The sequence below is a fragment of the Streptomyces sp. NBC_01750 genome, assembly GCF_035918095.1.
In the GTDB taxonomy this organism is placed as follows: domain Bacteria; phylum Actinomycetota; class Actinomycetes; order Streptomycetales; family Streptomycetaceae; genus Streptomyces.
This window is the reverse complement of record NZ_CP109137.1, coordinates 3,264,755-3,286,245: the sequence shown is the minus strand read 5'-3', so window position 1 is coordinate 3,286,245 and position 21,491 is coordinate 3,264,755. Positions and strand designations below refer to the sequence as shown.

The window sequence follows — 21,491 nt, the reverse complement described above, 5'->3', positions numbered from 1 at the left end:
GCTCGCGCCGGGGTTATTGCGGCCCTGGCGCGGGACTCACAGCCGCGTCCTTCCCGCTTTGCTCCGCGGGCAGGACGTGCTTCGCCGCGATCGCCTTCGCGGTGTCCGAGTCGGGTCCGGGCTGCGGTACGAAGACCGCCTCGCGGTAGTAGCGCAGCTCCGCGATGGATTCGCGGATGTCCGCCAGCGCCCGGTGGTTGCCGTTCTTCTCCGGACTGTTGAAGTACGCCCTCGGGTACCAGCGGCGAGCCAGTTCCTTGATCGAGGAGACGTCGACGATCCGGTAGTGGAGGTAGTCCTCCAGTGTCGGCATGTCCCGCAGCAGGAAGCCACGGTCGGTGCCGACCGAGTTTCCGCACAGCGGGGCCTTGCCGGGGTCTTTGACGTGCTCGCGTACGTACGCCAGGACCTGCGCCTCGGCGGCCGCGAGCGTGGTACCGCCCGCGAGCTCGTCGAGGAGGCCCGAGGCGGTGTGCATCTGCCGCACCACCTCGGGCATCGTCTCCAGCGCAGCGTCCGGCGGGCGGATCACGATGTCCACCCCTTCACCGAGCACGTTCAGTTCCGAGTCGGTGACCAGTGCGGCCACCTCGATGAGTGCGTCGTCCGTCAACGAGAGCCCGGTCATCTCGCAGTCGATCCACACCATGCGATCGTTCATGCGTCCTACCTTATGGCGCACTCCGCTGGCCGGGCAGGCTCGGGCGGCCGTGACCTGTCGCGTACGCGTCGGAACTGGGCTTGCCGAGCTCCGGCGACGCGGCCGAGAGCGCGGTGGGACCGGACGGTCCCGCCGCCGCGGCCGCACGTCTGGCCTGCGGAGAGGCCTGCGCCGGTACCACCGGCTCCACCACCGGGGCCGGTGCGGACTCACTCTGCGGGCGGCGCACCCGGTAGGCGGCCCGGTACGCGGCCGGGGATGAGCCCAGCTGGCGCCGGAAATGGCCACGCAGGGCCACCGGGGAGCGGAAGCCGCAGCGGCCGGCGACCTCGTCGACCGAGTAGTCGGAGGTCTCTAGCAGCCGCTGGGCCTGCAGCACCCGCTGGGTGATCAGCCATTGCAGCGGCGCGCTGCCGGTGAGCGAGCGGAATCGCCGGTCGAATGTCCGTCGGCTCATGTACGCCCGCGCGGCCAGGGTCTCCACATCGAACTGTTCATGGAGATGCTCCAGCGCCCACGAGACGACCTCGGCCAGCGGGTCCGACCCGATTTCCTCTGGTAAAGACCTGTCCAGATAGCGCTCCTGTCCGCCACTGCGCCGCGGCGGTACGACCAGCCTGCGGGCGAGCGCCCCGGCCGCCTCGGTGCCGTGGTCCGTACGCACGATGTGGAGGCAGAGGTCGATTCCGGCCGCCGTGCCCGCGGAGGTGAGCACATCGCCGTCGTCGACGAAGAGCTCGCGCGGGTCCACATGGACGGACGGATACCGCTTGGCGAGTGTCGGCGCGTACATCCAGTGCGTGGTCGCCGGCCGGCCGTCGAGCAGACCGGCCGCGGCGAGTACGAACGCACCGGTGCACAGTCCTACGATTCTGGCTCCCTCCTCGTGCGCTCTGCGCAAGGCATCGAGTGCCTCGACCGGCGGTGGTGAAGTGATGGACCGCCATGCCGGCACAACGACGGTGCCTGCTCTCCCGATCGCCTCCAGGCCGTAGGGCGCAGTCAGTTCGAGCCCGCCGGTGGTCCGCAGCGGGCCCTCCTCGCCACCGCAGACAAGCAGTCGATAGCGGGGAACTCCGGCGTCCTGACGGTCAATTCCGAACACCGAGAGCGGGATGGAACTTTCAAAGATGGGGCCGCCGCTGAACAGCAGCACTGCGACGACTTCCCGGCGCCGGCGCCCGGAGAGCTTACGTGCCACCTCCGGTGCGGCGGAGTCCTGACTCATGACGCTAAGCCCCCCTCGGTGTTCGCGTCTCCCCGTTCGTTTCGGGCCTTTCGCTCCTGCACGTTTCCCCTCGGTTTTGCACGAGTCCCCAGCCTTAGATACTCATGATCGAATCTACTGCGTCCCGTGGCGCCGCCGTGACAAGTTCGGCATGCCCCGCTATGTCGACATGGCAACTTGGCGCGAAGCATTCGATCACGAAGCGTTCCACTCACGGGCCGCGCAGGGAAGTGTGCATCTCCTGCATGGCCCGTCCCCGTAGGGTGCACGGGACGCGAATGGTCCTTTCTTCCCTGGTGGCAAGGGGGTTGGCAGGCCATTTCGCCAAGGAGAGGCTACTAGCGCGAAGTTGGCTGAAAACATACGGGTGTCGGTGTGGGAACCCGTCAGTCTCCGGGCGCACTTCCCGTCCCCTGCCGACCGCCCCGGTCCGCCCCCGGGGCGATCCTGGCGCGCCGGCCGCGGGGCGGCGCCGATTCGGCGGCGCGGGCGCGGGCCGCAGTGCGCTCGGACTGTCGCAGCAGCACCCGGCAGGCGGCGGTCACGGCGGCGAGGCCGAGGGCCGCGGCGGCTGCCCCGCCGACGGATGTGCCGTACACGACCAGCACGACAGGGACCAGCAGACAGCTGAACGCCGCCCAGCGGACCACCTCGCTCGCCGACTCGGATGAGGGTGATGAGGGGTGTGGGGCGCGTGAGGGCCGTGAGGGGTGTGAGGGGTGTGGAGTGTGCTCGGCCGGCGCGGCGGCCGCGTCCGGCGACTGGCGAGGCGCCCGGCGCCGTCCGTGCTGAGGGGCCGGGGAGGGTTCGGAGGCCGGGGCGGACGGTCGTGCGGGCACGGAAGCTCCCTGGAGGCGGCGGGGTGACCGAGGTGCCAACGACGGGCGGAGCCTTCCGGTCACTGGGGCCGACGTCCGTGAACGCCTGTGGACGCCGCCGGGACGCCTGTGGGACGCCTGTGGGGCCTGCGGCGGCCGGTAGACGGCTGTAGCCACCAAGCGGCATTGCCATCCGGGGCGGGCTCGGGCATGCTCCCTGGAACGCCCGCGTATGGGCGGGCAGGCTCTGGGCAGGAGAGGAGTGTCGCCGTACCCTTGGGGGTATGGGCTTGGGAAGATGATTCCCGGACACAGCTCCGCCGCCATGCCAACCGACGCACCCTCCCTTGACGATCCCTCTCAAGAGGACCTTCTTCGCCGAGACACCGATGGCCGGTCACGAAATCCCCGAACCCGCGGACCGCAAGCAGGTAGCCGACCCCCTGTCGGACCTGCAAGCGGCAGAAGAGACATGTCATTCCTGCGATCCGGCCTTCCGGCACGGAGTCGTCGTCGGCTTCGACGGATCGACCTCCAGTGAGCGGGCGCTCGCGTACGCCATCGGTATGGCGAGACGGTCCGGCTCGGGCCTGATCATCGTCCATGTCGCCAATCGGCTGCCGACCACCGTCTGGGCGGGCTGTGAGCCCCCGGTCTTCGTGGACGTCCCCGATCACCGCACCGAGGTGATCGGTCTGGAGCTGGCATGCGCGGACTACCTCACCGAGGTGCCGTGGATCCTGGTCGAGCGCGGTGGTGACATCTGCCATGAGCTCGAAGAGGTCGGCAAGGAGTACTCGGCCGACGCGATCGTGGTCGGCTCCACGCACGGCATCGTCGGGCGCATCTTCGGTTCGGTGGCGGGACGGCTGGCGCGGCGCGCGCAGCGCCCCGTCGTCGTGATCCCGTAGCCGGCACCCCGTAGCCGCCGTAGCCCCCCGTGACCCGTCCACCCGGGATCACGTAGATCGGTGTTGTCCCGCGTACGCCCCGTCGTGGCCGTCCCGTAATCGCGGCGTCGGCGCAGGTGAGGCGATGTCAAATCCCTTGGCGCGGAAGGAAATCTACTGGTGCGTAGAGGTGGATTGTGCGCTTGTGAAGGGTACATAGCGGTCGCTGGGTAGCAGCACAATTTCACAGGACACGAAGGGAGCCCGCCGTGGACAACGACGTCTCTGCGGGAAGCGCTACTTCTACTTCGACTCTCGGTCATCTCGCCCTCGGACTCACCCTGCTGGCCTTCGGCGTCGGCAACACCGGTGTGATCGACAATGTCACGGCGGCCGATGCCTCCTCACTCGCCACCTGGGTCGGCGGGGTCGCGCTCTTCATCGCCGGCCTGCTCGAGTTCCGCGCGGGCAACGCCGGTACGGGCACGGCGTTCTCGGGCCTCGGCGCCTTCTGGTTCACCTGGGGCACCGGCGTCGGCACCGAGGTGTCCGCCGAGGCGGCCGGGCTCTTCCTCCTGCTGTGGGCGCTGCTCGCACTGACCCTGACAGCCGCGTCCGCGGGGAGCGGAATGTTCGGACAGGGTGTGTACGGGCTGCTGTTCGTCTCGCTGCTGCTGCTCGGCATCGCCTCCTTCGCGGAGAACGACGGGCTGGCGAAGGCGGGCGGCTGGGTCGGCGCGGTCGGGGGTCTGGCGGCCTGGTACGGCGCGACGGCCGCACTCGCCAAGTGGCCCACGTTCTCGGGACGCGCTGCCGGCCGGGGAGTGACGGCCACCGGCTGAGGCAGCCACAAGCCGGTGCCCAAGGGCTGCACCGGCTTACGAAAAGGCGGTCCCCCCGCGCGTATCGGTGGCAACGCGCGGGGGGACCGCCTGTGTCCGTCTGCGTCCCGGGCAGCTGTGTCCCGGGCCGAACGGCTCGACTACTCGACCGTGACGGACTTCGCCAGGTTGCGCGGCTTGTCGATGTCACGTCCCATGGCCAGCGCCGTGTGGTACGCGAACAGCTGGAGCGGGATGCCCATCAGGATCGGGTCCAGCTCATGCTCGTTCTTCGGTACGACGATGGTGTGGTCGGCCTTCTCCTGCTCGCGGTGCGCGACCGCGAGGATCTTGCCGCTGCGGGCCTTGATCTCCTCCAGGGCGGCGCGGTTCTTCTCCAGCAGGTCGTCGTCCGGCACGATCGCGACCGTCGGCAGCGCCGGCTCGATCAGCGCCAGCGGACCGTGCTTGAGCTCCGAGGCCGGGTACGCCTCGGCGTGGATGTAGGAGATCTCCTTGAGCTTCAGGGAGGCCTCCAGCGCCACCGGGTAGCCGCGCACGCGGCCGATGAACATCATCGACTTGGCGCCCGCGTACTCCTCGGCCAGCTTCTTGATCTCGGCCTCGGACTCGAGGATCTCGCTGATCTGCTCGGGCAGCCTGCGCAGGCCCTCGATGATCCGCTTGCCGTCGGTGACGGAAAGGTCGCGGATGCGGCCGAGGTGCAGGGCCAGCAGCGCGAAGGCGACCACGGTGTTGGTGAAGCACTTGGTGGAGACGACGCAGACCTCCGGACCGGCGTGGACGTACACACCGCCGTCGGCCTCGCGGGCGATCGCCGAGCCGACGACGTTCACCACGCCGAGGACGCGAGCGCCCTTGCGCTTGAGCTCCTGGACGGCGGCGAGTACGTCGTACGTCTCACCCGACTGGGAGACCGCGATGTAGAGGGTGTCGGGGTCCACGACCGGGTTGCGGTAGCGGAACTCGGAGGCCGGCTCGGCGTCCGCGGGGATGCGGGCGAGGCCCTCGATCAGCCCGGCGCCGATCATGCCGGCGTGGTACGAGGTGCCGCAGCCGAGGATCTTGATCCGGCGCACGCCGCGCGCCTCACGCGCGTCCAGGTTGAGGCCGCCCAGGTGCACGGTGGAGAACCGGTCGTCGATGCGGCCGCGCAGCACGCGGTCCACGGCGTCGGCCTGCTCGGAGATCTCCTTGTGCATGTACGTGTCGTGGCCGCCCATGTCGTACGACTCGGCCTCCCACTCCACGGTGGTCGGCGTGGCCGTCGTCCGCGAACCCTCGGTGGTGTAGGTCCGGAAGTCGTCGGCCTTCAGGGTGGCCATCTCGCCGTCGTCCAGGGTGACGATCTGGCGGGTGTGGGCGACCAGCGCGGCGACGTCGGAGGCGACGAACATCTCCTTCTCGCCGATGCCGAGGACGACCGGGGAGCCGTTGCGGGCGACGACGATGCGGTCGTTGAAGTCGGCGTGCATCACGGCGATGCCGTAGGTGCCCTCGACCACCTTCAGCGCCTGGCGGACCTTCTCCTCCAGGGTCTCGGCCTGGGAGCGGGCGATGAGGTGGGTCAGCACCTCGGTGTCCGTCTCGGAGAGGAAGACGACGCCGTCGGCGACGAGCTTGGCGCGCAGCTCGGAGGCGTTGTCGATGATGCCGTTGTGGACGATCGCGACCTTGTTCTCGGGGTCGAGGTGGGGGTGGGCGTTCTCGTCACTCGGGGCGCCATGGGTGGCCCAGCGGGTGTGGGCGATGCCGGTGGTGCCGGCGAAGCGCTTGGGGACACGGGCCTCCAGGTCACGGACCCGGCCCTTGGCCTTGACCATCTTCAGCCCGGTGGACTTGGGGCTGGTGATCACGATGCCCGCGGAGTCGTATCCCCGGTACTCCAGCCGCTGCAGGCCCTCCAGCAGCAGCGGTGCCACGTCACGCTTGCCGATGTAACCGACAATTCCACACATAAAGTCTTGCCCCTCCATAGATCAGTGGTGTGCCCGGTCGCCCGGTCAGCCGTAGACGATGCGGCGCAGCTGGCGGAGCGAGAGCTCCGGCGGCGCCACGGCGCGGTGCGGCATTTCGGCCGCGATCCGCTCGAAGATCTCCGTGTTCGCCAGGCCACCGGACTGCAGCTCGCGGTGGCGTCGGCGGACGAATTCCTCGGTCTTCTCGTCGAAGTACGCCAGCACGTCGAGCACCACCCGGGCTGCCTCACCGCGCTGGAGCGCGGTGCTGCGCACCAGATGGTCGATGAGCTCGTCGTGTGACAGACGATTGGGCTGGCGAGGTTCGAGCACCCGTAGATATTGCGGGGTGGCCTACGGTGTTTGCAAGAATTCTGCCCGATTCCGGGCACATGTCACTCAGAGGCGCTTCAGAACGGCCTGTTTGGCGGTCGCGAACTCCTCGTCCGTCAGTATCCCGGCCTGACGCAGCTCGCCCAGTTCACGCAGTCGGCGCAGCAGCGCGTCATGATCGTCGCCGGACGGCGTGGCGGGCGCGCCCGCGCCCGCCACGAGCTGCGGGGGAATGCCGACGGGCGCGGGGGCGTACGGATGCGGCATACGGGCCACCACGGCCGCCGCGACCAGCGCCATCAGCGGGTCCTTGCGGAAGCCCCACAGCTCCACGGCGTGCGGGTCGTACTTGGGCGGGGCCTTCGTCGGGGCCTTGGCCACGGCGAAGCGCAGATAGCCGTTCTCCAGGCCGACGGAGGGCAGCCACTCCACCGACTCCACATCCTCGAGCGCGAGCGTGCGCGCGCCGCCCGAGGACTTGGACTCCTCGGTCTTCCAGTTCCACTCCAGACGGATCCGCTCCCCGTCGAAGGTGGCGGTGCCGTCGCCCGCGCCGACGGTGATCGGGAGGGCGGGCCCGGGCAGCAGATAGCCGGCGACAGGGCTGGTCTCCACCTGGTCGAGCAGCAGGGCGTTGCGCACCTCGTCGACGAAGTACTCGGCGACACCGGTCCGGTCGTTCTCCACGGTCAGCCGGTAGGGGTCGGAACTGTCCTCCAGCTTGCCGCCGGTGATCTGGAGGAGCGGATCGGCGCCGTTGCGCAGCCGCAGTCGCAGCCGTCCCGACTTCTTCCCGGGCTCGAAGGAGATCCCGGCGAGCGCCGCCAGGGGTACGGCGACTTCACCGAGGGTCTTGCGCAGCAGGCTCACGCCTTTGTCGCTGCCGGGCACGATGCGCACCGTGTCCCCGTCGAAGGTCCAAGTGCCGTCCTTCTGGATGATTTCCGCCATGCGGGGGATTCTCGCACCGGGGTGTGGCGTGCGGTGGGCGGGTGGAGTCCTGGCCGGGGGTCCGGGGGTTGTCCCCCGGGGTGGCACAGCCGCCGTGCGGGGGATTCTCGCACCGGGGTGTGGCGTGCGGTGGGCGGGTGGAGTCTTGGCCGGGGGCCGGGGGTTGTCCCCCGGGGTGGCACAGCCGCCGTGCGGGGATTTCTTCATTCGCGCGGCGAGTAAGTGGTCTACACCTTGACCGGAGTTGGGGCTCGCGGTACGCATGATGACTGCCGTTCGGTTGCTCAGCACCACAGTTGCGACGCCCGTCGAAGGGACCCAGCCTGTGAGTCAGCCCAGAACGTTTCCCCGTCTGTTCGGTTCGCTCCTGCTCGTCGTGGCGGCAGGCGTCTCCAGCGTCGGGGCCGTGCCCGCGGGCACGGGACCGGCCCCCGCCGTCCGGCCGCTCGGGCAGATCGTCCCCGCCCCCGCCTCCGTGCAGCCGGGGGGTGCGCCGTACACCCTCACCCCGTCGACCCGCATCCGCGTCGACGACCACTCCCGCGAGGCGCGGCAGATCGGCATGTACCTCGCCCGGATCCTGCGGCCGTCCACCGGCTACGCCCTGCCCGTCACCGAGGACCACCTCCCGGGCGGCATCCGGTTGCGGCTCAGCCCGCGGGACCAGGGCCTGGGCGAGGAGGGCTACCGGCTGGAGTCCTCGCGCGGCTCGGTCACCCTCACCGCCCGCAAGCCCGCCGGTCTCTTCCACGCCGTCCAGACGCTGCGGCAGCTGCTGCCGGCCTCGGTGGAGAAGGACAGCAGACAGAAGGGGCCGTGGAAGGTCGCGGGCGGCACCATCACCGACACCCCGCGGTACGCCTACCGAGGCGCGATGCTCGACGTCTCACGGCACTTCTTCACCGTCGACCAGGTCAAGCGCTATATCGACCAACTGGCGCTCTACAAGATCAACAAACTGCATCTGCATCTCTCCGACGACCAGGGCTGGCGGATCGCCGTCGACTCCTGGCCGCGTCTGGCCACGTACGGCGGCTCCACCCAGGTCGGCGGCGGACGCGGCGGTCACTACACAAAGAAGGACTACCAGGGGATCCTCGACCACGCCGCCTCGCGCTATCTGGAGGTCGTTCCCGAGATCGACATGCCGGGACACACGAACGCGGCACTCGCCTCGTACGCCGAGCTGAACTGCTCCGGCGTCGCGCCGCCCCTCTACACCGGCACCGACGTCGGCTTCAGCTCGCTCTGCGTGCCCAAGCCCGTGACGTACGGCTTCGTGGACGACGTGATACGTGAGCTGGCCGCACTCACCCCCGGCGAATACCTCCACATCGGCGGCGACGAGGCCCACTCCACCAGCCACGCCGACTATGTGGCGTTCATGGACAAGGTGCAGCCGATCGTCGCCAGGTACGGGAAGACCGTGGTCGGCTGGCATCAGCTGACCGGCGCCGCACCGGCGAAGGGAGCGCTGGCCCAGTACTGGGGCCTGGACGACACGAGCGACGCCGAGAAGGCGCAGGTCGCGCGGGCCGCGCGGAACGGCACCGGGCTGATCCTGTCGCCCGCCGACCGGGTCTACCTCGACATGAAGTACAACAAGGACACCCCGCTCGGCCTGGGCTGGGCCGGCTTTGTGGAGGTGCGGCGCGCCTACGACTGGGACCCGGCGACGTATCTGCCGGGCGCGCCCGCATCGGCGGTCGCGGGTGTCGAGGCGCCGCTCTGGTCGGAGACGATCTCCACCAGCGACCACATCGAGTTCATGGCCTTCCCGAGGCTGCCGGGGGTTGCGGAGCTGGGGTGGTCACCGGCAGCCACGCACGACTGGGAGGCGTACAAGGTGCGGCTGGCGGCGCAGGGGCCGCGGATGGCGGCGCTGGGGATCGACTTCTACCGCTCGCCGCAGGTGCCCTGGCCTTCGGGCTGACCTCGCGGACATCGCGGGCGACCCGCGGATATCGGCCCCTCCGTCCCGGCAGCCGACCGGGACGGAGTCCGCACTGGCGGCCCAGCTCGACAACGGCCTGGGCGGCAACGCCGGCGTGGTCGGCCTCGTGCGCCGGATCCTGGACGAGACCCGCAGTCCGGGCCGGGAGATCGGCGGCGGGCTCGGCTCCAGCTCAGGGTGATGCGGGGCCTGCCTTGGGTGCCTGCCCCAAAAAAAGGGACGGGAACCCGCGAGGGACCGTGGTCGCGGGCGCCCGCCCGTCCAGTGGGAGAACCGCTAGTGGGAGAACCGCGCGATGGGGTTCTCCAGCGTGCCGATGAGCTGGAGCGCACCGGCCGGGTCGGCGAGGTCCACCATCTGCTCGTTGTTGCGCAACTGGAGCCGGTTGAGGCAGGAGAGCGCGAACTCGCCCGCGAACATGTCGTACTCCTGGAACCTGTCGGCCAGCTGCGGGACCGACTTCTGGTAGCCGGTGACGGACTCGGCGACCGTCCGCCAGAACGTCTCCTCGTCCAGCCGCCCCTCGTCCGCCAGCGCGGCGCCCAGGAAGCGGAGGAAGCAGTCGAAGACATCCGTGAAGATCGACAGCAGCTTCATGTCCTCGGGCACGTCCGCGCGGATCCGCTCGACGGCGGGCGGCAGCACCGCGTCCGGGTCCATCACCGCGATCTCCTCGGCGATGTCCTTGAAGATCGCCCGCTGGACCGTGCCGTCCTCGCCGATGACGAGGATGACGTTCTCGCCGTGCGGCATGAACACCAGGTCGTAGGCGTAGAAGCTGTGCAGTACGGGTGTGAGGTACGCGTCCAGATAGCGGCGCAGCCACGCGGCCGGGGCGAGGCTCGACTCGTCGATCAGCGCACCCGCGAACGAGGCGCCCGCATGGTCGACATGGAGCAACGACGCCATGGTGGCCAACCGCTCGCCGTCCCCCAGCGAGGGCACCGGGCTCTCGCGCCAGAGCGCGGCCAGCATCTTGCGGTACGGCGAGTAGCGGTCGGTCGCCCGCTCGTACTGGCGGTGGTGGTAGCCGATCGCCGCCCGCTCCCTGATGATCGAGAAGCGGGCCGCCTTGAAGACCTCGTCGCTGTCGATCAGAGCGGCGAGCCAGTCGTTGATCGCGGGCGTCGCCTCCATGTACGCGGCCGAAAGGCCCCGCATGAAGCCCATGTTGACGACGGAGAGCGCGGTTTTGACGTAGTGCTTGGCCGGGTCGCTCGTATTGAAGAAGGTACGGATCGACTGCTGGGCGAGGTAGTCGTCGTCGCCCGCTCCCAGGCAGACCAGGCGCTGCTGGGCGACTTCGGCGGCGAAGGTGACGGAGAGCTTGTTCCACCACTGCCAGGGGTGGACGGGCAGCAGGAAGTAGTCGGCGAGGTCGAGGCCGAGGTCGCTGAGCCGGCGGCCGACGCGGGCGAGTGCGGCTTCCCCGAGCTCGGCGCGGACCAGCGACTCGTAGTCGAGTCCCGCTCCCGCAGTGAAGGTGGCGACATCGCGGCGGGCGGCGAGCCAGACGAGGCGCACCTCGCTCGCGGTCTCGGGGGCGTAGGAAAGGTACTCGTGCACTCCGAAGCCGAGGCGGCCGTTGTTGGCGACGAAGCAGGGATGGCCCTCGGTCATCCCCGTCTCGATCGCCTGGAACCCGGCCGTGGCCAGCTCGGCGGAGGTCACCGGCTTCTTGCTGAGCTTGAACGCCGTACCGGAGAGCGTGGAGGAGATCTCCTCCAGATAGACCGGCAGGATCTCGTCGCTCAGACCGAGCGCGCCGCGCAGTTCGATGAAGAACTCGAGCGCGTCGAGCGGCTGCCGGGAGCCGTCCCGGTGCCGGCTGATGGAGTCGGCGAAGACCTGCCAGTGGTCGAGCGCGAACCGGCGCGCGGAGAAGCGGTACTCGGTGGCGGAGTCGTCGCTGAGAACGCGGTAGTGGTCCTCGCCGAGCGACTCGGGGACCAGCAGCCGTTCGTGGGAGAACTCTGCCAGCGCTTTGCGGATGAGCAGCCGGTTGGACTGTTCCCACAGTTCGGGCGTCAGATGCGATACGGCGCCGATGAGGCTCATCGGGTCACTCCCCGGGCAGCCGCGCCGCGGCTGTTCAGAAACTGCTCCCGTGTGCAGAAGCTCAGGTAGGCGTCTTTCTCCGGCTTCTCGACCCGGGCCGCGATCTCGAAGCCGACGGCATCGTTGAGCGCGTGGACCGCTTTGTTGTGTACGTCCGGCTCGACGACGACGCGCCGGGTGGCCGGGTCCGCGAACAGCGTCTCCATCACCGAGGTGATCACCTCGAGGGTGAAGCCGTGCACCGGCGTGTCGGTCGGCGCGACCAGGAAGTGCATACCGACATCGCCGGGCTCGGCGTCGTAAAGACCTTGCAGCTCGACGTGCGCCGGGTCGTAGCGCTCCATCAGGAAGACGGGGATCCCGTCGCTGAGCCCGATGAAGGCGTCGTGGTGCTCATGTGCGGCTATCGCCATGTACTCGCGCTCGACGTCCTGCAGTTTCGCGTCCTGCATCAGCCAGAAGGCGGCCTTGGGGTGGGTGACCCAGCCGTGCACCAGCTCGCAGTCGGAGACAGAGGTCTCCCCGGCGAAGTCGGGGGAAGGGTCAAGAGGGCGGACGGTGAACGTCATACGGCGAACTCCTGGAACGCGATGGACTTTTCGACGGGGTAGTACTCGGATCCGAGCAGCTCGCCGATGATGTAGGCGTTGCGGTACGCACCCATGCCCAGGTCGGGCGAGGTGATGGAGTGCGTGTGCACGGCAGCGTTCTGCAGGAAGATCTCGCGCCCCGCGGTGTCGATGGAGTAGTTGCGGGCGACGTCGAAGCGGCCCTGACCGTCCCGGCGGATCCGGTCGCTGACGGGCTGGAGGAATGCGGGGGCGGCGTAGCGGTAGCCGGTGGCCAGGATCAGGCCCTCGGTGGTCAGCTCGAAGTCCTTGACCTGTTCCTCCTGGCGCAGCCCGAGGGTGTAGCCGCCGTCCTCGTAACGCGCGCTGTGCAGCGCCGCGTTGGTGAGCAGCCGGGTCGGGACCGGCCCCTTGAGATTCTTCTGGTAGAGCAGATCGAAGATCGAGTCGATCAGCTCCGAGTCGATGCCCTTGAACAGACCCTTCTGCTGCGACTCGAGTCTGTAGCGGGTCGCTTCCGGCAGCGCGTGGAAGTAGTCGATGTACTCCGGTGACGTCATCTCCAGCGTGAGCTTGGTGTACTCCAGCGGGAAGAACCGCGGCGAGCGCGTGACCCAGTTCAGGCGGTAGCCGTGCACGTCGATCTCGGAGAGCAGGTCGTAGTAGATCTCCGCGGCGCTCTGCCCGCTGCCGACGAGGGTGATCGACTCCTTCTGCTGCAGCGCCTCCTTGTGGTCGAGGTAGCGCGAGTTGTGCAGGAAGTCGCCGCCGAGGTCCCGGCAGGACTCGGGTATGAAGGGCGGGGTGCCGGTGCCCAGGACGATGCGGCGGGCGCTGAACCGCTCGCCGCCGGCGGTGTGGACGTCGTACACCTCGTCCTCGGTCGCGTACTCGACCCGCGTCACCGTGGTGCTGTAGCGGACGGAGCTGAGCTTGGCGGCGGCCCAGCGGCAGTAGTCGTTGTACTCGGTCCGCAGCGGATAGAAGTTCTCGCGGATGTAGAAGGAGTACAGCCGCCCTGATTCCTTCAGATAGTTGAGGAAGGAGTACGGGGAGGTCGGATCGGCCAGCGTGACCAGGTCCGACAGGAACGGCGTCTGGAGGTGGGCGCCTTCGAGGAACATCCCCGAGTGCCACTCGAAGTCCGGCTTGGACTCCAGGAACAGGCCGCTGAGTTCGGCTATCGGCTCGGTGAGGCAGGCGAGGCCGAGATTGAAGGGCCCGAGCCCGATGCCGATGAAATCAAGAGGCTCAAGAGACTCGCGGGGCTCCAGAGACTCACGGGGCTCAAGAGGCTTGGACAAGGTTCTCTCCCAGGTACTGCTCGGCATGGCCGGCGATCAGATCGAGTACGGCGGCGATGTCATCGGTGGTGGTCTCGGGGTTGAGCAGGGTGAACTTCAGGTACTGACGGCCGCCGACCTTGGTGCCGGCGACCACGGCCTCGCCGGACGCGAACAGCGCCTTACGGGCATGGAGATTGGCCCGGTCGATCTCGGTGGGGCCGGCTGCGGACCCGGGGATGTAGCGGTAGACCAGGGTGGACAGCTGCGGCTGCACGACGACGTCGAAGCGCGGGTCGGCGGCGAGCAGCTCCCAGCCGGCGGCGGCCAGGTCGCAGACCTCGTCGAAGAGCTGTCCGACGCCGTCGGCGCCCATCACCCGCAGCGTCATCCACAGCTTGAGCGCGTCGAAGCGGCGCGTGGTCTGCAGGGATTTGTCGACCTGGTTGGGGACGTTCGCCTGTAGGCCTCCGGGCCCGGGCGGGGGTCCCCCCGGCGACGCAGCCAGGGGGAGTGCCCCCATCTCGACGGTGGGCCGCGGGTTGAGGTAGTCCGCGTGGTACGTGGCGTGCCTGAGCGTGGCTCCGTCCCGCACCAGCACGGCGGAGGAACTCACCGGCTGGAAGAAGGACTTGTGGTAGTCCACAGTGACCGAGTCGGCGTGCTCGATGCCGTCGAGGAGCCGGCGGCGGGTGCGGGAGGCCAGTAGTCCGCAGCCGTAGGCGGCGTCCACATGCATCCATGTCCCGTACTGCTCGGCCAGCTCGGCGATCTCGGGCAGCGGGTCGATGGAGCCGAAGTCGGTGGTGCCGGCGGTCGCGACGACGGCCATCGGGACCAGGCCCTCACGGGCGCAGCGCTCCAGCTCGGCGGCGAGGCTCACCGTCTGCATCCGCTTGTTGCGGTCGACGGGAATCGAGACGACGGCGTCCGGTCCGAGCCCGAGCAGTGTCGCCGATTTCTGCACGCTGAAGTGGCTGCACTCGGAGGAGAAGATGCGCAGTTTCGCGAGATCCGCGGTCTTGGCCTCCTGGCGGGCGAGCAGCAGCGCCTGGAGGTTGGACTGGGTGCCGCCGCTGGTGAAGACGCCGTCGGCCGCGGGTCCGAGGCCGATCCGCTGCGCGGTCCAGTCGATGAGGCGGCGCTCGATGAGGGTGCCGCCGGCGCTCTGGTCCCAGGTGTCGAGCGAGGAGTTGACCGCGGAGAGCACGGCCTCGGCGAGGACGGCCGGGATGACGACCGGGCAGTTGAGATGGCCGAGATAGCGCGGGTGGTGGAAGTAGACGGCGTCGCGCAGATAGACCTTCTCCAGCTCGTCGAGGGCGGCGGAAGCGTCGCCCAGCGGCTGGTCGAGGTCGACCGCGGAGATCAGCGGAGCGAGCTCGTCGGCGGTCACGCCGGTGAACGGCCGCCGGGTTGTGGCGAGTCGGTTCGCCACCCGCTCGACTCCTTCGGTCACGGAACGCCGGTAGCTCTCCGCCGTTACGTCATTGAGCAGGTGCGAGCGCATGCAATGTCCTCCCTGATGCGGGGACTTGGCCGGCCCACTCAGGACAGGAAGAGGGGGCGAGGGGCGGCATCGAAGTAAGGTTAGCCTAACCTAACTTCTCAACCAATGGCCCCTCGCCCCCTCGGGGCGCACCTGTTATGGCGTTGTTCACACGTCGGCGGACTCGGACTCCGCGGTCTCCTCGGCCGCGGCGGTCCCGGCCTCCTCGCGGAGGCCGTCCTCGCTCACGCCGCGCTTCCAGTAGCCGACGAACGTGACGCGTCGGCGGTCGAGTTCACGGTCACGCACGAGATGGCGGCGCAGCGCCTTCACGCTGCCCGACTCGCCCGCGATCCAGGCGTACGCCGTGCCCTCGGGCAACTCGGCGGCGCTGACCGCCTCCAGAGCGGACGGCGCGCCCTCGTCCCGTATCAGCCAGGTGATCCGCGCGTCGGCGGCGGTCCTCAGCTCCTGGCGGTCGTCGCCGTGCTGCACCTCGAGCCAGACCCGGGCCTTCAGGCGGGCCGGCAGCCACTCGAGGATCGCCGCGGCGGCCGGCAGGGCCGTCTCGTCGGCCCAGATCAGCACCCACTCGGTGTCCTCGGGCGGCCGGCAGCGTACGGCGGTGTTGTCGGCGACGGCCGGACCGAGCACCATCACGCGGTGGCCCGGCGCCGCCCGGCTCGCCCAGCGGCAGGCCGGTCCGACGTCCGCCGCCCCGACGTCCGCCGCCTCGGCATCCGATGTCACAGCGTCCGACGTCGCACCGTGGAGCGCGAAGTCGATGTCCATCTCGCCCGCCTCGCCCGGGAGCCGGCGCTGCTCCCGCACCGTGTACGAGCGCATCACGGCCCGTACATCGTCCGGCAGCGCCCGCCAGGCGGCGAAGACGGCGCTGCCGTCACCGGCGTCGACGGGAACGACGGGCGCGTCCTGGCCGGGCTGGGGAAGGAAGAGCGAGAGGGACTGGTCGCGGCCTCCGGCGGCGAAGTCCTTGAGGTCCTCGCCCCCGAAGGTGATGCGGACCATGGACGGGCCGAGCCGCCGGGTCCGTATCACCTGAAGGTCGAAGAAGCGGAACGGGGCGGGCTCGGCAGTCGTCATGGTCAGGCGACCTTCTTCGCGGTCTCGATGGCCTTGGCCAGGTCCTCGAGGATCGGCGCGCACTTCTCGTAGGAGTAGATCGGCTCGGTGACGCGCGGCAGGACCTGACCGGCCTTGACCGCGGGCAGCTTGGTCCAGGTCGGCTTGGAGGTGAGCGCGGCGGGCTGCAGGGCCGAGGAGCGGTTGTCCATGATGATGATGTCGGCGCCGTACTTGCCGATGTTCTCCCAGCTGAGCTCCTCGAAGAAGCCCTGGGCGTTCGCCTTCGGCTCGACGAACTTCACGCCCAGTTCCTGGAAGTACAGGGTGTCGGCCGACATCTTCGGCACGGAGACATAGAAGAGGTCCTGGCTGGCGGAGCCGATGAGCACCTTGATGTCCGGCTTGGCCTTGGCGGCTGCGCGCAGCCGGGCCGCGGCCTTTTCGAAGCGGGCCTTGGCGGCAGCGGCCTGCTTGCCCTTGACGTCACCGCCGAGGGACTCGGCGAGCTCGGCGTGGCGCTGCAGCGCCTTCTGCATCGTGGTCCCGGCCGCCCACAGCAGCACGCTGGGAGCCAGCTTCATGATCTTGTCCTTGGACTGCGGCGGAACGTACCACGGGTCGTCCTTGGCCCACATGTTGGTGATCAGCAGCTCGGGGCTGAGGGCCGCGTACTGCTCGATGTTGAACTCGCCGTAGACATTGCCGATGATCTTGACCTTGTTGATGTCGAGGTCGCCGGCCTGGACGTCGGGCTTGCCGTCCTTGCCCTTGGTCGGGCCGAAGACGCCCTTGACCTCGACGCCGTAGTCGTACAGCGCCGCGGCGGTGCCGGTGAACGCGACGATGTTCCTCGGGGTCGTCTTCAGCCGGACCTTCGTACCGCGGTCGTCGGTGAAGGACCAGGGGCCGGACTTCTCGGCGGCCTTGCCCGAGCCGCCCTTGGCGTCGCTCTTGCCGCAGGCGGCGAGCGCGGCGCCGATTCCGAGGGCGCCGCCCGCGGCGAGCAGACCGCGACGGGTGAGATGGGAAGGGCGGGCGTTGGGCATGATGATGTCCGCTTTCGTCCGTGCCGATTCGGCCACTGGGCAGTTCGAAGGGTAGGTTAGCCTAACCTTAGCTTCCGTCCAGAGGGCGCCTGCCCCGAAGCGGACGCCGGGGTCGGGGACACCTCGCGGCCCGCCCGGAACCGCGCCCGAACGCCAGCAGGGGGGCGACCCTTTCCAGGCCGCCCCCCGTTCACGCGCGTATCAGCCTGACAGGCCCAACTCCCTTGCGATCAGCATCCGTTGAACCTCACTCGTACCCTCGCCGATCTCCAGGATCTTGGAGTCCCGCCACATCCTGGCCACCGGGTACTCGTTCATGAAGCCGTAGCCGCCATGGATCTGGGTGGCCTCGCGGGCGTTGTCGACGGCGACGGTCGACGAGTACAGCTTGGCGAGCGCCGCCTCCTTCTTGAACGGCTCGCCCTGGACGAGACGCGAGGCCGCGTCCCGCCAGCCGACCCGGGCCATGTGCGCCCGCATCTCCATGTCGGCGATCTTGAACTGGATCGCCTGGTTGGCGCCGATCGGCCGGCCGAAGGCCTGGCGCTCCTTGGCGTACTTCACGGACTCGTCCACACAGCCCTGCGCGAGTCCGGTCGCCAGTGCCGAGATCGCGATGCGGCCCTCGTCGAGGATCCGCAGGAACTGGGCGTATCCGCGGCCCTCCTCGCCGAGCAGATTGGCGAGCGGCACCCGGACGCCGTCGAAGGAGAGTTCGCGCGTGTCCGAGGCGTTCCACCCGACCTTGGAGTAGGGCGCGGCGACCGTGAAGCCGGGAGTGCCGGACGGGACGATGATCGAGGAGATCAGCGGCTTGCCGTCGGAAGTGCGGCCGGTGACCGCCGTGACCGTCACCAGACCGGTGATGTCCGTACCGGAGTTGGTGATGAAGCACTTGGAGCCGTTGATGACCCACTCGTCGCCGTCCCGGACGGCCGTGGTCCTCGTGCCACCCGCGTCCGAGCCGGCGCCGGGCTCGGTCAGCCCGAACGCGCCGAGCAGCTCGCCCGAGCAGAGCCGCGGCAGCCACTCCTGCTTCTGCTCATCCGTGCCGAAGCGGTAGACCGGCATCGCGCCGAGCGAGACGCCGGCCTCGAGTGTGATGGCGACGGACGAGTCGACGCGCGCCAGCTCCTCGAGGGCGATGCCGAGGGCGAGATAGTCGCCACCCATGCCGCCGTACTCCTCGGGGAAGGGCAGTCCGAACAGGCCCATACGGCCCATCTCGCGGATGATCTCGTACGGGAACTCATGGCGCTCGTAGAAGTCGCCGATCTTCGGCGCGACGACGTCGTGCGCGAACGCCTCGACGGTGCGGCGCAGTTCCTCGTGTTCAGGGGTGAGGCGATGGTCGAGCGACATTGCTACGACTCCTTGTGGGAGAGGGCACGCACGGTGCGGGACGGGCTGGGACGGCCCAGCTGTTCGGCCATCCACACGCTGGTGGCGGTGAGCCGGCCGAGGTCGACCCCGGATTCGATGCCGAGGCCGTCGAGCATCCACACGAGGTCTTCGGTGGCGAGGTTTCCGGTCGCGCTCTTCGCGTACGGGCAGCCGCCGAGGCCGCCCGCGGAGGCGTCCACGGTGGTCACACCGTGCTGGAGCGCGGCCAGGGTGTTGGCGAGGGCCTGGCCGTAGGTGTCGTGGAAGTGCACGCCGATCGCCGAGGTGGGCACGCCCTCCTCGTTGAGCTCGGCGAGCAGGTTCTGCACATGGCCCGGCGTGGCCACGCCGATGGTGTCGCCGAGGCTCAGTTCGTCGCAGCCGAGGTCCATCAGCCGCTTGGCGACCCGGACTACCTGGTGGACGGGGACCGGGCCCTCCCACGGGTCGCCGAAGCACATGGAGAGATAGCCGCGGACATGGATCTTGTCGGCGCGGGCCTTGGCGACGACCGGCTCGAACATCGCCAGCGACTCGTCGACAGTGCGGTTGAGATTGCGCTGCGCGAAGGTCTCGGTCGCCGATCCGAACACGGCGATCCGGCGCGCACCGAGGGCCGTAGCCCGCTCGAGCCCGCGTTCGTTCGGTACGAGGACGGGCAGCGCGACGCCTTCGATGTCGCCGAGCAGGGGGAACAGCTGCTCGGCGTCGGCGAGTTGGGGCACCCACTTGGGGTGGACGAAGCTGGTCGCCTCGATCGTGGCCAGACCGGCGTCGGCGAGCCGGTGGATGAACTCGGCCTTGACCTCGGTCGGAACGACCGTCTTCTCGTTCTGCAGCCCGTCGCGGGCACCGACCTCGTGGATGCGGACGCGGGGCGGCAGATCCTGCACGGGAACGGCCATGGGCAGCCCGTCGGTCATGCTTCCTCCCTCGGGGTGACGACCGCCAGGATCTGGTCCATGGCGACGGTCGAGCCGGGTGTGACGTCCAGTTCCGTGACGGTGCCGGCATGCGGGGCGGAGATGACGTGCTCCATCTTCATCGCCTCGACGACCAGCAGACTCTGGCCCGCGTCGACCTCGTCCCCGACGGCGACCTTCACCACGGTGACGGTGCCCGGCATCGGTGCCGCCAGGGTGTCGGCGCCGGCGTGCGCGGCGCCGCTGAGAGAGGCCTCCACCGGGTCGTGGTCCAGCACGTGCCAGCTGTCGCCGTCCCGGCCGAGCCAGCTGCCGGAGCGGTGGAAGGTGTGGGTGACGCCGTCGAGTTCGACCGTCACCCGCCCGGGCTCGAGCGCCACGAGCCGGGCGCCGGACCACCGGCCCGGCAGCTCCGCACCGGCCGCAGCCGCGGCTTCGCCGAGCGCGATTTCCGTGGCTCCGGCCACCGTGCGCGTGCGCAGCTGCACCGGATCGTGGCCGGGAACACGGAAGTCATGGACCGTCCAGGCGGGGGTGCCGCCCAGGCGCCAGGCGTTCGACACCGAGAAGGGGTCCACCCAGCCCGCACCCCGCTGCGGGGCCGGCCCGGCGAGCCGTACCGCCGCGGCTGCCGCGTACACCTCGTCCGGGACACCTTCCGGGACCAGGTCGTCCGCCTCACGCTCCACCAGGCCCGTGTCCAGGTCGCCGGAGACGACCGATTCGTGGGCCAGCAGTCGGCGCAGGAAGCCCGCGTTCGTCGGGACGCCGAGGGTGACCGTGCCGGCGAGAGCCGCGCGCAGTTTGCGCAGGGCGGTCGGGCGGTCGGGGCCGTACGCGATGACCTTCGACAGCATCGGGTCGTACAGGCTGCCGACCTCCGTGCCCTCGGACAGGCCCGAGTCGGTGCGCACCCCGTCGCCCTGCGGCTCGTGCAGCGCGAGGACCGTGCCGCCCGAGGGCAGGAAGCCGCGTGCGGGGTCCTCGGCGCAGATACGGGCCTCGACCGCGTGGCCGGTGAGGCTGATGTCCTCCTGCGCGAAAGGCAGTTGTTCGCCCGCCGCGACCCGCAGTTGCCACTCCACCAGATCCAGGCCGGTGACGAACTCCGTCACCGGGTGCTCGACCTGGAGGCGGGTGTTCATCTCCATGAAGTAGTACGCGGACGGGTCGTGGCCCGGGACGATGAACTCCACGGTGCCTGCGCCCCGGTAGCCGCACGAGCGGGCCGCCTGGACCGCCGCCTCGCCCATCGCGGCCCGGGTCTTCTCGTCCAGCAGGACGCTCGGCGCCTCCTCGATGATCTTCTGGTGGCGGCGCTGCAACGAGCACTCACGCTCGCCGAGGTGGACCACCTGGCCGTGACCGTCCGCCAGGACCTGGATCTCGATATGCCGGGGCCGGTCGATCCACCGTTCCACCAGCAGTGTGTCGTCACCGAAGGAGGCACGCGCCTCGCGGCGGGCCGCCGCGATCTCCTCGAGCAGCGCGGACTCGACCCGGGTGAGCCGCATACCCTTGCCGCCGCCGCCCGCCGACGGCTTCAGCAGCACCGGCATACCGATCTCTCTGGCGGCAGCCGCCAGTTGATCGTCCGTCAGTCCGGACCCGGAGGAGCCGGGCACCACCGGGACGCCGGCCGCCTGCACCGTCTCCTTCGCGCGGATCTTGTCGCCCATCAACGAGATCGCCGAGGCCGACGGGCCGATGAAGACCAGGCCGGCGTCGGCGCAGGCCTGCGCGAAGCCCGCGTTCTCGGCGAGGAAGCCGTAGCCCGGGTGGACCGCCTCGGCGCCGGTCCGGGCCGCGGCCTCCAGCAGGCGCTCCACGCAGAGATAGCTCTCCGCCGCGGGCGCGGGGCCGATACGGACCGCCGTGTCCGCCTCCCGTACGTGCCGCGCGTCCGCGTCCGCGTCACTGAAGACGGCGACCGATCGGATGCCCATCGCGCGCAGGGTGCGGATGACCCGTACCGCGATCTCGCCTCGGTTGGCGACCAGGACAGTGCTGAACATGGAG

At 69.6% G+C, this 21,491-nt stretch carries 18 protein-coding genes; 3 read left to right on the top strand and 15 right to left on the bottom strand.

The window, feature by feature from the left end:
• Positions 1-13: 13 nt before the first annotated feature.
• From orn to OG966_RS14645, 3 genes are all read right to left on the bottom strand, one after another.
• Positions 14-661, bottom strand: coding sequence for an oligoribonuclease (gene orn, locus OG966_RS14655; protein WP_326650053.1), 648 nt, complete (start codon positions 659-661; stop codon positions 14-16).
• Positions 662-671: 10 nt separating this feature from the next.
• Complete coding sequence (locus tag OG966_RS14650) at positions 672-1,889, bottom strand: GlxA family transcriptional regulator (RefSeq protein WP_326650052.1); 1,218 nt, start codon at positions 1,887-1,889, stop codon at positions 672-674.
• Positions 1,890-2,275: 386 nt separating this feature from the next.
• Entirely contained in the window at positions 2,276-2,539 is a 264-nt protein-coding gene (locus tag OG966_RS14645) for a hypothetical protein (RefSeq protein WP_326650051.1), read from the bottom strand.
• A 557-nt stretch (positions 2,540-3,096) separates the two neighbouring features.
• Here OG966_RS14645 and OG966_RS14640 point away from each other — a divergent pair.
• Positions 3,097-3,618: a universal stress protein gene (locus OG966_RS14640; RefSeq protein WP_326655207.1), complete on the top strand. Its 522-nt coding sequence runs from the start codon at positions 3,097-3,099 to the stop codon at positions 3,616-3,618.
• A gap of 248 nt (positions 3,619-3,866) precedes the next feature.
• Positions 3,867-4,439, top strand: coding sequence for an acetate uptake transporter (locus tag OG966_RS14635; protein WP_326650050.1), 573 nt, complete (start codon positions 3,867-3,869; stop codon positions 4,437-4,439).
• Positions 4,440-4,579: 140 nt separating this feature from the next.
• Here OG966_RS14635 and glmS read toward each other — a convergent pair whose 3' ends face one another.
• The 3 genes from glmS to OG966_RS14620 all read right to left on the bottom strand — a co-directional run bounded on the left by glmS (position 4,580) and on the right by OG966_RS14620 (position 7,681).
• Positions 4,580-6,397: a glutamine--fructose-6-phosphate transaminase (isomerizing) gene (gene glmS / locus OG966_RS14630; protein WP_326650049.1), complete on the bottom strand. Its 1,818-nt coding sequence runs from the start codon at positions 6,395-6,397 to the stop codon at positions 4,580-4,582.
• Between the two features lie 45 nt (positions 6,398-6,442).
• The gene (locus tag OG966_RS14625; protein WP_406731962.1) at positions 6,443-6,730 is read right to left on the bottom strand and encodes a hypothetical protein; all 288 of its coding nucleotides are present in this window, start codon (positions 6,728-6,730) and stop codon (positions 6,443-6,445) included.
• 66 nt (positions 6,731-6,796) lie between these two features.
• Positions 6,797-7,681 carry a DUF4429 domain-containing protein gene (locus OG966_RS14620; protein ID WP_326650048.1) on the bottom strand — a complete coding sequence of 295 codons (885 nt, stop codon included), beginning with the start codon at positions 7,679-7,681 and terminating at the stop codon, positions 6,797-6,799.
• A gap of 325 nt (positions 7,682-8,006) precedes the next feature.
• On the opposite strand from OG966_RS14620, the gene OG966_RS14615 reads away from it, so the two are divergent.
• Complete coding sequence (locus tag OG966_RS14615) at positions 8,007-9,614, top strand: beta-N-acetylhexosaminidase (RefSeq protein WP_326650047.1); 1,608 nt, start codon at positions 8,007-8,009, stop codon at positions 9,612-9,614.
• Positions 9,615-9,911: 297 nt separating this feature from the next.
• Here OG966_RS14615 and OG966_RS14610 read toward each other — a convergent pair whose 3' ends face one another.
• The 9 genes from OG966_RS14610 to OG966_RS14570 all read right to left on the bottom strand — a co-directional run bounded on the left by OG966_RS14610 (position 9,912) and on the right by OG966_RS14570 (position 21,487).
• A complete protein-coding gene (locus OG966_RS14610) occupies positions 9,912-11,693 on the bottom strand; it encodes an IucA/IucC family protein (RefSeq protein WP_326650046.1) in 1,782 nt (593 codons plus the stop codon).
• Complete coding sequence (locus OG966_RS14605) at positions 11,690-12,262, bottom strand: GNAT family N-acetyltransferase (protein ID WP_326650045.1); 573 nt, start codon at positions 12,260-12,262, stop codon at positions 11,690-11,692. The genes OG966_RS14610 and OG966_RS14605 overlap by 4 nt, the downstream gene beginning before the upstream one ends.
• Positions 12,259-13,566, bottom strand: coding sequence for a lysine N(6)-hydroxylase/L-ornithine N(5)-oxygenase family protein (locus tag OG966_RS14600; protein ID WP_326650044.1), 1,308 nt, complete (start codon positions 13,564-13,566; stop codon positions 12,259-12,261). Before OG966_RS14600 ends, OG966_RS14605 begins: the two co-directional genes overlap by 4 nt.
• Complete coding sequence (locus OG966_RS14595) at positions 13,550-15,055, bottom strand: pyridoxal phosphate-dependent decarboxylase family protein (protein ID WP_326650043.1); 1,506 nt, start codon at positions 15,053-15,055, stop codon at positions 13,550-13,552. Before OG966_RS14595 ends, OG966_RS14600 begins: the two co-directional genes overlap by 17 nt.
• A 147-nt stretch (positions 15,056-15,202) precedes the next feature.
• Positions 15,203-16,138 (bottom strand): siderophore-interacting protein, encoded by a 936-nt coding sequence (locus tag OG966_RS14590; protein WP_326650042.1) that lies wholly within the window; start codon positions 16,136-16,138, stop codon positions 15,203-15,205.
• Positions 16,139-16,140: 2 nt separating this feature from the next.
• Entirely contained in the window at positions 16,141-17,166 is a 1,026-nt protein-coding gene (locus OG966_RS14585; RefSeq protein ID WP_326650041.1) for an ABC transporter substrate-binding protein, read from the bottom strand.
• A 201-nt stretch (positions 17,167-17,367) separates the two neighbouring features.
• A complete protein-coding gene (locus tag OG966_RS14580; RefSeq protein ID WP_326650040.1) occupies positions 17,368-18,528 on the bottom strand; it encodes an acyl-CoA dehydrogenase family protein in 1,161 nt (386 codons plus the stop codon).
• 2 nt (positions 18,529-18,530) lie between these two features.
• On the bottom strand, positions 18,531-19,472 hold the full coding sequence (locus OG966_RS14575; RefSeq protein ID WP_326650039.1) for a hydroxymethylglutaryl-CoA lyase: 942 nt from the start codon (positions 19,470-19,472) through the stop codon (positions 18,531-18,533).
• A complete protein-coding gene (locus OG966_RS14570; protein ID WP_326650038.1) occupies positions 19,469-21,487 on the bottom strand; it encodes an acetyl/propionyl/methylcrotonyl-CoA carboxylase subunit alpha in 2,019 nt (672 codons plus the stop codon). The genes OG966_RS14575 and OG966_RS14570 overlap by 4 nt, the downstream gene beginning before the upstream one ends.
• Positions 21,488-21,491 lie beyond the last annotated feature (4 nt).

Excerpts from the sequence above, each read along its gene's own strand:
- orn (WP_326650053.1), bottom strand. The coding sequence starts at position 661 with ATGAACGATCGCATGGTGTGGATCGACTGCGAGATGACCGGGCTCTCG.
- OG966_RS14650 (WP_326650052.1), bottom strand. The coding sequence starts at position 1,889 with ATGAGTCAGGACTCCGCCGCACCGGAGGTGGCACGTAAGCTCTCCGGG.
- OG966_RS14640 (WP_326655207.1), top strand. The coding sequence starts at position 3,097 with ATGGCCGGTCACGAAATCCCCGAACCCGCGGACCGCAAGCAGGTAGCC.
- glmS (WP_326650049.1), bottom strand. The coding sequence starts at position 6,397 with ATGTGTGGAATTGTCGGTTACATCGGCAAGCGTGACGTGGCACCGCTG.
- OG966_RS14620 (WP_326650048.1), bottom strand. The coding sequence starts at position 7,681 with ATGGCGGAAATCATCCAGAAGGACGGCACTTGGACCTTCGACGGGGAC.
- OG966_RS14610 (WP_326650046.1), bottom strand. The coding sequence starts at position 11,693 with ATGAGCCTCATCGGCGCCGTATCGCATCTGACGCCCGAACTGTGGGAA.
- OG966_RS14605 (WP_326650045.1), bottom strand. The coding sequence starts at position 12,262 with ATGACGTTCACCGTCCGCCCTCTTGACCCTTCCCCCGACTTCGCCGGG.
- OG966_RS14595 (WP_326650043.1), bottom strand. The coding sequence starts at position 15,055 with ATGCGCTCGCACCTGCTCAATGACGTAACGGCGGAGAGCTACCGGCGT.
- OG966_RS14590 (WP_326650042.1), bottom strand. The coding sequence starts at position 16,138 with ATGACGACTGCCGAGCCCGCCCCGTTCCGCTTCTTCGACCTTCAGGTG.
- OG966_RS14585 (WP_326650041.1), bottom strand. The coding sequence starts at position 17,166 with ATGCCCAACGCCCGCCCTTCCCATCTCACCCGTCGCGGTCTGCTCGCC.
- OG966_RS14580 (WP_326650040.1), bottom strand. The coding sequence starts at position 18,528 with ATGTCGCTCGACCATCGCCTCACCCCTGAACACGAGGAACTGCGCCGC.
- OG966_RS14575 (WP_326650039.1), bottom strand. The coding sequence starts at position 19,472 with ATGACCGACGGGCTGCCCATGGCCGTTCCCGTGCAGGATCTGCCGCCC.
- OG966_RS14570 (WP_326650038.1), bottom strand. The coding sequence starts at position 21,487 with ATGTTCAGCACTGTCCTGGTCGCCAACCGAGGCGAGATCGCGGTACGG.